This is a genomic window from Kitasatospora sp. SolWspMP-SS2h (genome assembly GCF_003259315.1).
Classification (GTDB): Bacteria; Actinomycetota; Actinomycetes; order Streptomycetales; family Streptomycetaceae; genus Kitasatospora; species Kitasatospora fiedleri.
In genome coordinates this window covers 56,801-71,072 of record NZ_QLLT01000033.1, presented here as the reverse complement: position 1 = coordinate 71,072, position 14,272 = coordinate 56,801, and the positions used below count along the sequence as shown (strand labels likewise).

At 75.4% G+C, this 14,272-nt stretch carries 12 protein-coding genes and 1 rRNA gene; 11 read left to right on the top strand and 2 right to left on the bottom strand.

The annotated features are described in order from the left end of the window. Nucleotides 1-33 precede the first annotated feature (33 nt). From rrf to K353_RS29620, 10 genes are all read left to right on the top strand, one after another. Nucleotides 34-150 (top strand): 5S ribosomal RNA (rrf, locus tag K353_RS29665). Between the two features lie 296 nt (nt 151-446). After that, a complete protein-coding gene (locus K353_RS29660) occupies nt 447-1,763 on the top strand; it encodes a sensor histidine kinase (protein WP_233533913.1) in 1,317 nt (438 codons plus the stop codon). Continuing rightward, a complete protein-coding gene (locus tag K353_RS29655; protein WP_111556588.1) occupies nt 1,715-2,383 on the top strand; it encodes a response regulator transcription factor in 669 nt (222 codons plus the stop codon). Before K353_RS29660 ends, K353_RS29655 begins: the two co-directional genes overlap by 49 nt. A gap of 337 nt (nt 2,384-2,720) precedes the next feature. Then, the gene (locus tag K353_RS36175; protein ID WP_233533911.1) at nt 2,721-4,388 is read left to right on the top strand and encodes a DUF2637 domain-containing protein; all 1,668 of its coding nucleotides are present in this window, start codon (nt 2,721-2,723) and stop codon (nt 4,386-4,388) included. A 161-nt stretch (nt 4,389-4,549) separates the two neighbouring features. Continuing rightward, nucleotides 4,550-5,833 (top strand): aldolase/citrate lyase family protein, encoded by a 1,284-nt coding sequence (locus tag K353_RS29645; RefSeq protein ID WP_111556587.1) that lies wholly within the window; start codon nt 4,550-4,552, stop codon nt 5,831-5,833. A 105-nt stretch (nt 5,834-5,938) separates the two neighbouring features. Next, on the top strand, nt 5,939-6,586 hold the full coding sequence (locus K353_RS29640; RefSeq protein ID WP_111556586.1) for a YigZ family protein: 648 nt from the start codon (nt 5,939-5,941) through the stop codon (nt 6,584-6,586). A gap of 228 nt (nt 6,587-6,814) precedes the next feature. Then, nucleotides 6,815-8,320: a hypothetical protein gene (locus tag K353_RS29635; RefSeq protein WP_111556585.1), complete on the top strand. Its 1,506-nt coding sequence runs from the start codon at nt 6,815-6,817 to the stop codon at nt 8,318-8,320. Between the two features lie 234 nt (nt 8,321-8,554). Then, nucleotides 8,555-10,276: a restriction endonuclease gene (locus tag K353_RS37005; protein ID WP_111556584.1), complete on the top strand. Its 1,722-nt coding sequence runs from the start codon at nt 8,555-8,557 to the stop codon at nt 10,274-10,276. A gap of 177 nt (nt 10,277-10,453) precedes the next feature. Continuing rightward, nucleotides 10,454-10,828 carry a DUF6278 family protein gene (locus K353_RS29625; RefSeq protein ID WP_111556583.1) on the top strand — a complete coding sequence of 125 codons (375 nt, stop codon included), beginning with the start codon at nt 10,454-10,456 and terminating at the stop codon, nt 10,826-10,828. Between the two features lie 258 nt (nt 10,829-11,086). Then, nucleotides 11,087-11,818, top strand: coding sequence for a ZIP family metal transporter (locus K353_RS29620; protein ID WP_111556593.1), 732 nt, complete (start codon nt 11,087-11,089; stop codon nt 11,816-11,818). Between the two features lie 43 nt (nt 11,819-11,861). Here K353_RS29620 and K353_RS29615 read toward each other — a convergent pair whose 3' ends face one another. After that, nucleotides 11,862-12,770, bottom strand: coding sequence for a LysR family transcriptional regulator (locus K353_RS29615; RefSeq protein ID WP_111556582.1), 909 nt, complete (start codon nt 12,768-12,770; stop codon nt 11,862-11,864). Between the two features lie 90 nt (nt 12,771-12,860). On the opposite strand from K353_RS29615, the gene K353_RS29610 reads away from it, so the two are divergent. After that, complete coding sequence (locus K353_RS29610) at nt 12,861-13,787, top strand: EamA family transporter (RefSeq protein ID WP_111556592.1); 927 nt, start codon at nt 12,861-12,863, stop codon at nt 13,785-13,787. On the opposite strand, the gene K353_RS29605 is transcribed toward K353_RS29610, so the two are convergent. After that, nucleotides 13,708-14,178, bottom strand: a complete 471-nt coding sequence (locus K353_RS29605; protein ID WP_111556581.1) for a MarR family winged helix-turn-helix transcriptional regulator — start codon at nt 14,176-14,178, stop codon at nt 13,708-13,710. The two genes, K353_RS29610 and K353_RS29605, sit on opposite strands and share 80 nt — an antisense overlap. Nucleotides 14,179-14,272: the final 94 nt, after the last annotated feature.

Here is a 14,272-nt window from a genome sequence, read left to right as displayed (position 1 = left end):
GCCACGGGTGGGCGGTGCACAGTTTCACCGTGTTTCGGTGGTCATAGCGTGAGGGAAACGCCCGGTTACATTCCGAACCCGGAAGCTAAGCCTCACAGCGCCGATGGTACTGCAGGGGGGACCCTGTGGGAGAGTAGGACGCCGCCGAACAATCTTTGTGGGAAAGCCCCCTGACGGGATGTCAGGGGGCTTTCTCGCGTTTCGGGGCGGAACGGCCAGTGGAAGCCAGTAGGAGGGGTGGTGCTAGGTCCACCCCAAAGACGGGTGGCACGGCCAATGCGCTGACCGGCGGACTGCGGAGAGACTGGGGAACGTTCCGGAACGGGGTGCGACTTTCTCGGGGAGTGGTCTTGGCGACGACAGCGTGGTTCGGTCGGGTGGACTTCGGGCCGGAGTGGGGAGAGCGGGCTCGGACGGCGGTGCGGGCCGGCGGGCAGGCCGTGGTGATGACGGCGGCGGCCGCAGCGGGGCTGGTGGTGCCGGTGCTGGCGGCGGTGTTCGCGGAGGTGGTGGCGATCCACCTCTTCAGTGGGGGGACGTTGGTGCCGTACTGCGTGGCGGCGGTGAGCATGGCGCTGGTCTGGGCGGTGTCGACGTACTGGTTCGTGCGGCGCGGCGCGGCGTGGACGCGGCGGCGGGTGGAACGGAGGGCGGGGCAGCCGTGGGCGGTGGTGTATTCGCCGAGGGAGGAGTTGGAGCAGGATCCTCGCGGGTTCTGGTGGACGGGGCACTCGTACCACCGGGGGCACGGGGTGGCGCGGGCGGTGCAGTTCGCGCAGTGGGCCGTGCGCGATCCGCAGACCAGGCGGGAGGCGCTCTGGCTGGTGGCGAATCCGGCGGGGTTGCTGGTGCTGGTGCTGCCGTTCCTGGGATTGGTGGCCGCGGGGGTCGGGAGTCTGTCGGCGGCGGGGTGGCTGCTGTACGACACGTTCGGGCAGCTCGGCGGCTACATGAAGGCCGTGGGCACGGGCCTATTCGGGGTGGGGCTCGTGGTGGCCGGGCTGTCGGGGCTGCCGGCGGGGGTGCAGCGGCACGGCGTGTGGGCGTGCCGGGTGCTGGGGGACGGGCCGCGGCAGAGCCGGGCGCAGCTGACCGAGCGGGTGGCGCACCTGACGGAGACCCGGGCGGACGCGGTGGACGCACAGGCGGCGGAGTTGCGGCGGATCGAGCGGGATCTGCACGACGGGGCGCAGGCGCGGCTGGTGACGATCGGATTGACGCTGGGGACGATCGAGCACCTGATGGGGACGGATCGGGAGGCGGCCATGGAGCTGCTGGCGGAGGCGCGGGAGGCGTCGGCGAAGGCCCTGCAGGAGTTGCGTGACCTGGTGCGGGGGATCCATCCGCCGGTGCTGGCGGAGCGCGGGCTGCCGGACGCGGTGCGGGAGTTGGCGTTGACGTCGGTGGTGCCGACGGAGGTGACGGTGAGTCTGCCGGGGCGTCCGGAGGCGGCGTTGGAGACGGCGGTGTACTTCAGCGTGAGCGAGCTGCTGGCGAACGCGGCGAAGCACGCCCGGGCCCGGCACGCCTGGGTGGACGTGCTGTACCGGGCGGGTCGGCTGCGGGTGGTGGTGACGGACGACGGACACGGAGGTGCGCGGATGGAGGCGGACGGCGGGCTGCGGGGGATCGAGAAGCGATTGGGTACGTTCGACGGGACGATCTCGCTCGACAGTCCGGTGGGCGGGCCGACCACGATCATGATGGAGCTGCCGTGCGCGTTGTCCTCGCCGAGGACCTCTACCTCCTCCGCCAAGGCCTGACACGGCTGTTGGAGATCCACGGGTTCACCATCGCGGCGGCGGTGGAGACCGGGCCGGATCTGCTGGCCGCACTGCTGTCCGAGCGGCCGGACGTGGCGGTGGTGGACGTCCGGCTGCCGCCGACGCTGACGGACGAGGGGCTACAGGCTGCATTGGCGGCGCGGCGGGAGATCCCGGGGCTACCGGTGCTGGTGCTGTCGCAGCACGTGCAGCAGTTGTACGCGCGGGAGCTGCTGGCGGACGGGACGGGCGGGGTGGGGTACCTGCTCAAGGACCGGGTCTTCAACGCCGACCAGTTCGTGGACGCGGTGCGGCGGGTGGCGGCCGGAGGGACGGCGATGGATCCGGACGTGATCGGCCGGCTGTTGCAGTCCAACGCGGGGTCGGGGCCGCTGCAGCGGCTGTCGCCACGGGAGCGGGAGGTGCTGGGGCTGATGGCGGAGGGCTGTTCGAACTCGGCGATCGCGGCGCGGCTGACGGTCAGTGACGGCGCGGTGGCCAAGCACATCGCCAACATCTTTGGGAAGTTGGAGCTGGCGCCGACGGAGGACGGCAACCGGCGGGTGCTGGCGGTGCTGGCGTACTTGAACGGTTCGGCGGCGCGGCTGGTGGACGGCTGAGCGCGGTCGTGGAGGGCCCGGCGCGCGGCTCGCAGGAGCAGACGCAGAGGGAGAGGAGAAGGGAGGGGACGGGAGGAAGCGGGCGGGTGTCGGCTCGGAACGGGGGCGGCGGTGGTGCGTGCGGTGGTGTGGACCAGTGGAGGTGCGGTGGTGGTCCGGGCTGGCGACAAGGGGGAACGCCCGTACGAGTAGTATCCGGTGGGCCGAGTCTGTCGACGGCGTACCGGCATCGCGTCCTGACGCGATGACCTGATGCGTGCGCCCCGGGGCGGGGACGTGTACTCGGCGGCTACAGGTCGTATACGGCAGCTGCCGAGTCCCAGGGGTTGATCAACGAATGGCACGTCCTTCCCTTACCCGCGCGCACCGGGCACTGCTGGGTGTGGTGGCCATCGGCGCGTGCGTGATCTCGGGCATCGGTTTCGCGGGGTCGTACAACTCGGTGCGGGACCTGGCGATGGAGAAGGGCTTCGGCGCCTTCTCCTACGCCTTCCCGATAGGCGTCGACGCGGGCATCGTGGTGCTGCTCTCGCTGGACCTGGTGCTGACCTGGCTGCGGATCCCGTTCCCGCTGCTGCGGCAGACGGCCTGGCTGCTGACCGCGGCGACGATCGCGTTCAACGCGGCGGCGTCCTGGGGCGACGCGCTGGGCATGGCGATGCACGCGGTGATCCCGGTGCTGTTCGTGGTGGTGGTCGAGGCGTCCCGGCACGCGGTGGGGCGGATCGCGGCGATCACCGCGGACCGGCACATGGAGTCGGTGCGGCTGATGCGCTGGGTGCTGTCGCCGGTGCCGACGTTCCGGCTGTGGCGGCGGATGAAGCTGTGGGAGCTGCGCTCGTACGACGAGACGGTGCGGCTGGAGCAGAACCGGCTGGTGTACCGGGCGCAGCTGCGGTTCCGGTACGGGCGGGGCTGGCGGCGGTCGGCGCCGTTCCAGGCGTTGCTGCCGCTGAAGCTGGCGAAGTACGGCGTCCCGCTGGACCCGACGGTGCTGGACCGGATCGACGGTCCGCTGGTGGTGCCGGGCAGCGCGGCGGCGGTCGAGCAGTCGACCCAGGCCGTTCCGGCCGTCCAGGCGGGGCCGTCGGCGCAGGTGGTGGCGGCGGGTCAGCCCGTCCAGGCGGCGCGGGGCGGCGTGGTGACGCAGGCTCAGCAGCCGGTCCAGGCCCAGGCCCAGGCGCTGGCCCAGGCACAGGCCGCGGCGTCGGGTGCGCCGGAATCCCAGCCGCAGCCGCAGCCCCAGCCGGTGCCGCCGGTCTCGGCGGCGGTGGCGGTGCCGACGTTGGCGAAGCTGGCCGCGGTGCGGCTGCGCGACCAGCAGGACCCGGAGGCGGCGCAGGCCGCGCCGGTGATCGACTCGTCCGCGGAGCTGAACGTGTGGACGGCCCGCCCGGTGCGCTCGCACGTGGCGGAGCCCGACCAGGTGCACACGGCGCGGGTGCCGGGGCAGGCGTCGCCGTGGTTCAAGGCGCCGCGGCCGAGCGGTCCGGAGGAGGCGGTGGCGGTCCGGCCGCAGCCGGGCTACCAGGCGTCGCGGGCCGAGGCGTACCCGGAGCAGGGCGGTGGCCCGGAGGAGTACCGGGCGGAGGAGTACCGCCCGGCGGCGAACGGGCACGGTCCGGCGTGGCGTCCGCAGGCGGTCCGGCAGCAGGTGCCGGTGGTGGAGGGCGCGGAGCCGATCCTGGTGCCCGGCCGGCCGATGCGGCTGGAGTCGATGATGGCCTCCGAGCCGGAGCCGCTGCCGTTCGACGAGGGGGGCGCCCCGGCGCGCCGTCCGATCGCGGGCGCGGGCCAGGTGCTGGACGCCGACGAGTGCTTCGACGCGCTGGTCAGCTACATGGAGGAGAACCAGCGGCACCCCGACGAGCGCCGCTTCGCGGAGTACCTGAGCCAGCGCGGCGTCCCGGGTTCGCGGCCGGACGGCGGCGTCACGGTGAAGGACGTCGAGAAGGTCTGGCAGGACCTCCAGGAGCGGTACATGGAGTCCGGCCGGGGCGAGTGACCCGGCGGCCTCCCTCGGGGCCCGTTCGGAGAGACGTACAGCAGGTGCGATGGCCGTCCGCCGGTTCTTCCGGCCGGGCGGCCATTGACGGTTCCGCGGACCCGCCGTTACCTTCGCCTCAACAAATTGTTGAAGTCGTGCGGTGAGTGGAGGAGCCCCGGATGTCGCAGCCCGCCCAGGTCGATGCCGTCCAGCCCGTCTCGTTCTCGGACGCCGCCCTGGCGGCCGTCGAGACGCTGCTCGCGCCGGTGGACGCCGAGTTGACGCGCCGTTACCCGGGCGAGAGCGGTTCCCGGCAGCCGGTGCACACCGTGTACGTGCCGGCCGACGCGTTCGGGGCGCACACCGTCCGGGAGTGGGGCGCGCAGGCGCTCGCCGCGTTCGACGAGCACGCCGGTACGCCCGGGCGGCTCGCCGCGGCGCTCGGGGTCGCGGACGACGCGCTGCTGGCCGACGTGCACGCCCGGGTGCGGGCCAAGCTGGAGCGCGAGCCGATCGAGGACCTGCGGATCGACTTCGAGGACGGCTACGGCCCGCGCCCCGACGCCGAGGAGGACGCGGAGGCCGTCCGGGCCGCCCGCCTGGTGGCCGCGGCGGTCGCCGACGGCAGCGCCCCGCCGTACGTCGGCATCCGGATCAAGTGCCTGGAGGCCCCCGTCCGGGCCCGCGGCATCCGCACCCTGGAACTGTTCCTGGCCACCCTGGTGGCCGCGGGCGGGCTGCCGGACGGGCTGGTGCTGACCCTGCCGAAGGTCACCCACGCCGCCCAGGTCACCGCGCTGGTGCGGCTGCTGGAGGACTTCGAGCGGCAGGCCGGGCTGCCCGCCGGACGGATCGGGTTCGAGATTCAGATCGAGACCACCCAGGCGATCCTCGGCCCGGACGGCCGGGCCACCGTCGCGCTGCTGATCGGAGCCGCCGAGGGCCGCGCCACCGCGCTGCACTACGGCACCTTCGACTACAGCGCCGCCTGCGGGGTCAGCGCCGCGCACCAGAGCATGGACCACCCGGCCGCCGACCACGCCAAGGCCGTCATGCAGGCCGCCGCGGCCGGCACCGGCGTCCGGCTCTCCGACGGCTCCACCAACGTCGTCCCGGCCGGCACCGCCGAGCAGGTGCACGCCGCCTGGCGGCTGCACCACGGCCTGGTCCGCCGCTCGCTGGCCCGCGCCTACTACCAGGGCTGGGACATGCACCCCGCCCACCTGCCCACCCGGTACGCCGCCGTCTACGCCTTCTACCGCGAGGGCCTGGCCGCGGCCTGCGCCCGGCTCGCCGCGTACGTCGCCAAGACTGGCGGCGACGTGCTGGACGAGCCCGCCACCGCCCGCGCGCTCAGCGGCTACGTGCTGCGCGGCCTGGACTGCGGGGCCGTCGACCTCGCCGAGGTCACCGAGCGCACCGGCCTGGACCGCGCCCGGCTGGACGCCCTGGCCGGACGCTGAGTCCGCCGCCGGGCGGAGGCTCCCGGCGCACGGCATAGGCTGGGCGGGCGGACCGGCGCGGGACCGGGCGCCGGGACGAGACCGACAGCGGAGGGCACCAGCGCCATGGCGGAGCCGAGCCCCAAGCCGTACCTGACCGTCCGGGGCTCCGGCAGCCGCGAACTGGAGATCAGGAAGTCCCGGTTCATCTGCCACCTGGCGCGGGTCGCCGACGAGGACGAGGCGCAGGCGTTCGTCGCGGGCGTCCGCAAGCGCTACTGGGACGCCCGGCACAACTGCACGGCGTTCGTGGTCGGCGGCGAGCAGCCGCGCGAGCGCTCCAGCGACGACGGGGAGCCCGCCGGGACGGCCGGGGTGCCGATGCTGGAGGTGCTGCGGCGGCGCGGGGTGACCGACACCGCCGCCGTGGTGACCCGCTACTTCGGCGGGATCAAGCTGGGTGCGGGCGGCCTGGTGCGGGCGTACGGCGCGGCGGTGTCCGAGGCGCTGGACGGGGTCGGGCTGCTGGAGCGCCGGCCGGTCGCGCTGCTGTCGGTGGCCGTCGACCACACCCGGGCCGGGCGGTTGGAGAACGAGCTGCGGGCGGCCGGGTACGCGGTGGCCGGGCTGGAGTACCTGGCCGACGGGGTGCGGATCGAGGTCGGCGTGCCCGAACCGGCGACGGCGCGGTTCCAAGCCTGGCTGGCCGAGGCCACCGGCGGCTCGGCCGCGGCCCGCCCGGCCGGGCGGACCTTCGTCGAGGTCGAGGTCTGACCGCCGACCGGGGGACGCCCGGCATTGATCGCGGACGGGCGGGTAGCAGAGGCGGCACGGACGGCGTTCCCGTTGCCGTCCGATGACACCCGATCGAAGGAAGCGGGGCCCGATCCGGAACTTCCGCTCCTGATCGCTTCGTCTCCTAGAGACACGACCGACGATCCGCCGACGACTCCGGGGAGGAGGACTCGCAGCCCCAGCACCGCACCACGGGAGGTTCCGCGCATGCCCACCGACCACGCCCAGCCACCGTACCGGCTGACGGCAGCGACACCCCGCCCGCACCACGACACCACCGCCCTCGTCGACCAACTCCTCGCCGAACAGCTGAAGTCCGAGGGCCACGAGGAGCCCGCGCCCCGCGAGCGGCAGGCGCCGCCCGAGCGACTACGCCTCGGCGACCGGGTCCTGCTGGACCGCGACGACGGCACACTGCCCGGTCGCGGCCCCGGAGCCCGCTACAGCCGCCGCCGACTGCGCACGCCCGCCGTGCACGGCACCGACCAACTGACCCTCACCCTCGCCTCCGACACCGCCGACGGACCGACCCGGCTGCGGATCGAGGCCGAGCACCTCCCGGCCGGTCCGACCGTCACCCCACCCGGGCGGGTGCCCGTCCCCGACCTGGTCCGCAGCCTGCTGCCCCTGCTCGACGCCGCCGAGGGCCCGGTGCCACTGGCCGTCGCGCCCCGGCTGCTGGCGCCCGCCGACCTGGACGGCCTGATCGACGAACTCTGCGACCCGGAACGGCGGTTGCCCACCGTGGTGGCCAGCGTCCCGCCCGCCGTGCCGGTCGACCGCTGGCAGCAGCAGGTGCTCGACCCGCTGGTGCGCCAACTCCCCGGCCTGGCCTCGCTGTACGTGCTCGGGCACGGCGCGCTGCCCCGGTTCAACCTGGCCCTGGAGTACCACAAGGTGTACGGCGGCGCGGTCCGCACCTTCCTGCCCGAGGTCGACCCGGCCTCCCGGACCGACGCCGCCCGCCACCCCGTCCTGCCACGCGGCCGGATCGACGAGAACCCGCGCCGCGCCGCCGCCCTGCTGGCCCGCGAGCCGCGCCGGATCGCCGCCGAACTGCCGCTGCCCGCGCCGCTGGCCGCCGTCCCCGAACTCTGGCTGCCGCCCGAGGCGCGCAAGGCGCCCGCCCCGCCCCGGGCCGCGGTCGAACGCCCGCCGGTGCGGCTGGAGCGCTGCCGGCTGCGGGTCGAGACCCCGCGCGAACCGCGCCGCGCCCGGTGCGGCACCGGCCCCGCCAGCTTCGGTGAACTCGTGGACCGCTTCACCGAGTTCGCGCTGCTGGAGTTCACCGGCGACAGCAAGGAGACGCTCGCCCTGGACGGCCAGAGCGAGGCCGACGGCTGGGCCAGGCTCACCTGGGACGGCCTGACCGCGCTCCAGGAGTACGCGGACGCCGCCGTGCGCGGCGAGGCCGGCGGCGACTTCAAGCAGTGGTGCGAGCACACCCCGCCCGGCTGCCACCGCTTCCCGCCGCGCAAGGCGGTCCGCGGCGAGTCCCGCACCGTCGCCAGCCACGGCAAGTGGAAGCGCCAGCGGATGCTGCCCGTCCCGCCCGCCGTCGACTCCTCCTGCCGCGCGTTCATGGGCGCCCACCTGCGGATCGGCGGCGGCGGCACCGCCCCCCGGGTGCACTACCTGGACGACTGCTCCGGCAGCGGCCGGATCTACGTCGGCTACATCGGGCTGCACCTGACCAACACCCGCACCAACTGACCGCCCCGCGCGGGGGCCGCTGCCGCCCCGGCCCCCGCGCGGAGCGGTCCCCGCACCGCACCCGCGCCACATCCGCGCGGCGGACGGGCCCCGGCCCGGCCTGAGCGGACGTCAAGGGTCGGCCAAACCAACCGGGTTGGCTGACCCCGGAGCCCGAACGGGGGACAATGCTGCTCGGGCCCCGTCGCGGCGGCCCGCCGACGTGCGCCGGACGAGCAGGGGGAACCACCGCCGATGCAGCATCCAGCCGAGGGCAGCGCCGACGGCACCACCACGGTGCTCCAGCCCGGATTCCTCGCCTCGCTGTTCCACGAACTCGGCGCCGACGAGGACGAGGAGCCCACCGGGGCCCACCCCGAGCCCCCGGCCGGACCGCAGCCCTCCGCCGGACCGCAGCCCCCCGAGCCTCCGGCCCAGCCCCCGGCTCAGCCCCCCGGGCCCCCGGCCGGGCCGTCGGCCGCGGTGCCGCCGCAGCCCGGCCCGGCGGACGCGCCCGCCGACCCGGACGACCCGGTGGCCGCGCACGGCCGGGCCGCCGCGCTCACCCACCACCGCACCCTCGCCGTCCAGGCCGACCACCAGCGCCTGGCCGACCTGCTGCGCCGGGCCGCCCGGCCGGTCTCCGCGATGGACTTCGAGAGTCAGCTGCGCAGCTACCAGCCCAGGCCGTTCCCGGACGCCGGGCCCGGAACGGGCGAACCCGAGCCCGCCTGGGCCGACTTCGCGCCGCCCGAGCCCGCCGGCGCCGACCCCGAGCAGCCGCGCTCGCGCCGCCTGCTCGACTCCGGCTACCAGCGCGAACTCGCCCAGGCCCGGCTGCGCCACCAGCGCGCGCTGCGCGAGTGGCGCACCCGGCAGGCCGAACTCGCCGACAGCGGCGCGGTCGTCGCCCGGCAGGCCCACGAGGAGGCCGAACGGGCCCGGGCCCGGGCCGTCCAGGAGTACAACGACAGCCTGGAGGAGTGCCGCCGCGCCTACCGGCAGGCCGAGCCCGCCGCCGTCGAGTCGCTGCTGGAACGGGCCCTGGCCGCCGCCGAGGGCGCCACCCAGGACCTGCCCGCCCCCTGCCACGCCGTCTTCCGCGCCCTCACCCGCACCGCCGTCCTCGACCTCGACCTGCCGCCGCTGGACACCGTCCCCGCGCTCTCCGGCTACCGGCTCACCGGGACCGGCGCGGTCGAACCCGTGCCCCGCCCCGCCGCCGACGTCCGCACCGACTACCTGCGGCTGGCCGCCCGGCTCGCGCTGCGCGCCCTCCAGGCCGCCGACGCCGTCGACACCGAGCAGGTGCTGTCCGGCGTCGTCCTGAACGGCTGGCTGCGCCTCCCCGGCCGGCCCGCGCGCTGCCTGCTCAGCGTCGACGCCGACCGGGACGCGCTGGCCCGCACCCGGCTGGTCCCCGACGCCGGGCACCTGGGCGACGGCGGCGCGGACGGCGGCGTCTACGCGGAGGCCGAGCACGACGAGTCGCTGCTGCGGCTGCGCGCCCTGGCCGCCGTGATCACCCCCGACCCGTACGCGGACGAGGCGGTGCCGCCCTGGGGCAGCGCGTCCTCCGCGGTGCCCGCGCTGGGCGAGCTGTCGCCCGGCGAGTTCGCCCGGCTGGTGCGCGCCGTCCTCACCGCGGGCGGCCTGCGGGACTGGAGCGTCCGGCTGCGCGGCCCGGCCGGCCTGGTCGCCACCGCCGAGGGCGAACCCGGCAGCCGGCTGCCCGGCCGCTGGGTGGTGTGGGCCTCCCGCGGCCCCGGCCCCGTCACCGCCGAGGAGGTCGCCACCCTCGCCGAGGCGGTCCGCGAGGAGGGCGCCGACCGCGGCCTGCGGATGACCTGCGGCCGGTTCGCCGACGAGGCGCTCGACCTCACCGGCGAGGAGCGCTACCAGCGCATCCACCTGATGGACGGCCCCGGCATCCGCGAACTCGCCCGCACCCACCTGGAGCTGCCGCTCACCCTGTGAGGCCGGCGCTCACGCTGTGAGGCCGGTGGGGACCCGCCGGAGAGCGGCGGGAACCCGCCGGTTCGCCCGGCGGACGGCCGGACGGGCTGCCAGGCTGGGGGAGTGGAGAACCGATTCCCCGGCCACCGGCCCGACCGGAGCCCGACCGCACCGACGACTGCACCGACGACCGGGCGGGTGGCCGAGCACGACCGCGAACGGGCGATGGCCGAGATGTACGGCGAGTGCGGGCTGCTGCGCGAACTCGCCGAGTCCGCCGACGTCCGCCTCGACGACACCGTCGAGTCGCTGACCGCCCTCGACCAGCTGCTGCCCCGCTGGCGCGACGACCGGCAGGTCTCCCAGTGGCTCGGCACCGACGCCGGGCTCTACCTCGGCACGGTGATCCGCCGCCGGGTCCCCGGCGCCCGCTGGCGGCTCGCCGCCGACGGGCGGCCCCTGATGGTGCTCGGCACCGGCTTCGAACTCGACGCCACCGCGATCGGCCGCGACTGGGCCGAGCAGGGCGCGCCGCAGCTCGCCGCGGTCTACCGGGCCGCGAGCGACGACTGACGGCGGCCGGGCCGGTGAGGACGCCTCGGCCGCCCGGGGGGCGATCCGACAGGTGATCCGGCGTCACCCCGACGGGCCGTCCGGGCGGCGCGCCGCCGCCCGGACCGGCAGGCTGGTCGCAGGGCCCGGCACCGTCCGGCCCGGGCCGGACGGACTGGATGCCCGTGGGCAGCGGTCAGCACAGCCGTCCGGCCCCCGGCAGCGTGACGGGGGAGGCCGAAACTGACCGCCGTGCTGGTCGCCGCGGGCGCGTTCCTGATGACCCTGATCGGCGGGTTCGCCGCCCAGCGCACCGGGGACCGCCGCCACCTCGTGCTCGGCCTCGCCGCCGGACTGATGCTCGGCGTGGTCGCCTTCGACCTGCTGCCCGAGGCGCTGGAACAGGCCCCGCAGGAGGTCCACGGCGTCCCCGCGGCCCTGCTGATGTTCGCCGCCGGGTTCCTCGCCATCCACGTGGTCGAACGCTCCGTCGCCATCCACCGCGGCCACGAGGGCGAGTACGCCGCGCACAGCCACGGGCACGCACACGGCCACGGGCCGGGGGAGCGGCAGCGCGAGCAGGGCGTCGGGATCGCGGCGGCCTCCGCGCTGGTCCTGCACAGCGTGATGGACGGCTTCGCGATCGGCGCCGCGTTCCAGGCCGGGACGACGGTCGGCACGGTCGTCGCCATCGCCGTCGTCGCGCACGACTTCGCGGACGGCTTCAACACGTACACCCTCACCCGGCTGTACGGGAACAACCGGCGGCGGGCCCTCGCGCTGCTGTTCGCCGACGCGCTCGCGCCCGTCACCGGGGCCGGGATCACGCTGCTGTTCACCATCCCGGAACAGCTGCTCGGGCTCTACCTCGGCTTCTTCGGCGGCTTCCTGATGTACCTGGCGACCTCCGACATCCTGCCCGAGGCCCACAGCCCGCACCCGTCGAAGGGCACGCTGGTGTGCACGCTGCTGGGGGTGGGGTTCATGTGGTTGGTGGTGGGGTTGGCGTAGCCGCGGGCGGGGTTCCGGTGGTCCGTGGCGTGTCGGCGGCGGCTCAGCTCTCGGCCAGGGCGTTCCAGTGGTGGCGCAGGGCGGTGAGGGTGGCGGTGACGGCGGGGCGGCGGGAGGTCTGGGTGCGCCAGAGGGCGTAGACGCGGCGGACGGGTTCGGGGGTGACCGGGCGGGCGGTGGTGCCGGGCGGGAGGGGGCCGCGGCCCAGGCGGGGGATCAGGCCGAGGCCCAGGCCGGCGGCGATCAGGGCGAGCTGGGTCTGGAACTCGCCGACCCGGTGGGCGACGTCCGGTTCCTCGCCGGTCTCCCGCATGGTGCGCAGCAGCCAGTCGTGGCAGATGTTGCCGGGCGGCACGCTGATCCAGCGCTGACCGCGCAGCGCCGGCACCGGGACGGCGTCCAGCGCGGCCAGCGGGTGCCCGGCGGGCAGCAGCAGGTCGACCGGGTCCTCCCCGAGGTCGAGCCGGTCGAGGCCGTCCTGCACCGGCAGCGGGACGGTCTCCCAGTCCTGCACGACCGCCAGGTCGACCTCGCCGCGGGCCACCAGCTCGGCCGCCGGGTACGGGTCGCTCTCCAGCAGTCGGACGTCCAACTCGGGGCAGGTGGTGTGCAGTTCGGCGAGGACGGCGGGCAGCAGGCCGCGGGCCGCGGTGGGGAAGGCGGCCACCAGCAGCCGTCCGGCGGCCCGGCCGCGCTGTTCCTCCAGCGTCACCTCGGCCTGTTCGACCAGGGCCAGGACGCGCTGCGCGGTGTCCGCGAGCCGCCGGGCGGCGTCGGTCAACTGGACGCCCCGGCCCTGGCGTTCGAGCAGGACGGTGCGGGTCTCGCGTTCGAGTTTGGCGATCTGCTGGGAGATCGCGGACGGGGTGAAGCCGAGAGCCGCGGCGGCCCCGCCGACCGAGCCGTGCACGGCGACCGCGTGCAGGGCGCGCAGGCGTCCCAGATCCATCATGCAGTGATGCTAAACGATGGGGTTGAGGAATCGTCGCTGGTGCTGAACGGTCGGTGCGGGGATGCTCGGGGCATGCCGCCCTCCTCCGCCATGCCACCCCGTCACATCGCCCTGGCCGTGCTGGTCGCCGCCGTCTGGGGCCTGAACTTCGTGCTGATCGAGGTCGGTCTGCACGACTTCCCGCCGCTGCTGTTCTGCGCGCTGCGGTTCGCCGTGGTGGCGCTGCCTGCGGTGTTCCTGGTCGGCCCGCCGCGGGTGGCGTGGCGGTGGGTGCTGGGGGTCGGACTGGCGCTCGGGGTGGTGAAGTTCGGGCTGCTGTTCCTCGGCATGCACGCCGGGATGCCGGCCGGGCTGTCCTCGCTGGTGCTGCAGGGGCAGGCCGGGTTCACCGCGCTGTTCGCCGCCGGGCTGCTGGGCGAGCGGCCGGCCCGGCTGCGGGTGGTCGGGCTGGTGGTGGCGTTCGCCGGGATCGCGCTGGCCGCCGTCGACCGGGGCGCGGGCGGCCCGGTCGGGGCGTTCGCGCTGGTGATCGGCGCGGCGGTGGCCTGGGGCCTGGCCAACGTGCTGACCCGCCGGGCCGCCCCGCCGGACGCGCTGCGCTGGATGGTGTGGGTCTCCGCGGTGCCGCCGCTGCCGCTGCTGGGGTTGTCACTGCTGGTCGAGGGCCCGGACGCGGACCTGGCCGCGCTGCGCGGGATCAGCTGGTCGGGCGTCGGGGTGGTGCTGTACGTCGGGCTGGTGTCCACGCTGTTCGCGTTCGTCGCCTGGAGCCACCTGCTGCGCCGCTACGACGCCTCGGTGGTGGCCCCGTACTCGCTGCTGGTGCCGGTGTTCGGGATGTCCTCGGCGGCGCTGCTGCTCGGCGAGCGGTTCGGTCTGTCGGCCGGGGCGGCGGCGGTGCTGGTGATCGTCGGGATCGGGCTGGGGGCGGTGCCCGCTACGGGGTGGGACCGGCTTCGTAGGCTTCCTCGGCGTGCCGCAGCGCCCGCAGCAGGGCGTCCTGCTCGGCAGGGCTGACCGGGCCGAAGTACTCCTGGGCGACCTCGTGCCGGACCCGGGAGATCCGCTCCAGCGCGCCGTGCCCGTCCTCGGTGAGCACCAGCCGCACCGCGCGGCGGTCGGCCGGGTCGGGGGTGCGGGCGACCAGGCCGGCCTCCTCCAGGGCGTCGACCACGGTGGTGGCGGAGCGCGGGGCGATGTGCAGCCGCTCGGCGAGTTCGCTCAGCCGCATGGTCTCGGTGCTCTCGCAGCCGGGGGCGTGGGCGAGGGTGCGCAGGGCCCGGCCCTGGGCGGGGGTGATGCCGTACGGCTCCAGCCGCTGCATGGTCCGCCGGCGGATCCGCTTCATCGCCCGGGTGAGCGCGTCGGCGAGTTCCGCTGCGGTGTCGGCGGGGCCGGGGGAGGTCATGGGCACAGGGTAGCGGGCGGGTCGGGGCCGGTACGGAGGGTGACCGATCTCGCCTCGATAACATGTTGAGCTTGGCTCAGCAATCGAGTAGCTT

Bases quoted from the DNA above. Each gene is read 5' to 3' on its own strand.
- K353_RS29660 (WP_233533913.1), top strand. From the start codon at position 447: ATGACGGCGGCGGCCGCAGCGGGGCTGGTGGTGCCGGTGCTGGCGGCG.
- K353_RS36175 (WP_233533911.1), top strand. From the start codon at position 2,721: ATGGCACGTCCTTCCCTTACCCGCGCGCACCGGGCACTGCTGGGTGTG.
- K353_RS29645 (WP_111556587.1), top strand. From the start codon at position 4,550: ATGTCGCAGCCCGCCCAGGTCGATGCCGTCCAGCCCGTCTCGTTCTCG.
- K353_RS29640 (WP_111556586.1), top strand. From the start codon at position 5,939: ATGGCGGAGCCGAGCCCCAAGCCGTACCTGACCGTCCGGGGCTCCGGC.
- K353_RS29635 (WP_111556585.1), top strand. From the start codon at position 6,815: ATGCCCACCGACCACGCCCAGCCACCGTACCGGCTGACGGCAGCGACA.
- K353_RS37005 (WP_111556584.1), top strand. From the start codon at position 8,555: ATGCAGCATCCAGCCGAGGGCAGCGCCGACGGCACCACCACGGTGCTC.
- K353_RS29620 (WP_111556593.1), top strand. From the start codon at position 11,087: ATGACCCTGATCGGCGGGTTCGCCGCCCAGCGCACCGGGGACCGCCGC.
- K353_RS29615 (WP_111556582.1), bottom strand. From the start codon at position 12,770: ATGATGGATCTGGGACGCCTGCGCGCCCTGCACGCGGTCGCCGTGCAC.
- K353_RS29610 (WP_111556592.1), top strand. From the start codon at position 12,861: ATGCCACCCCGTCACATCGCCCTGGCCGTGCTGGTCGCCGCCGTCTGG.
- K353_RS29605 (WP_111556581.1), bottom strand. From the start codon at position 14,178: ATGACCTCCCCCGGCCCCGCCGACACCGCAGCGGAACTCGCCGACGCG.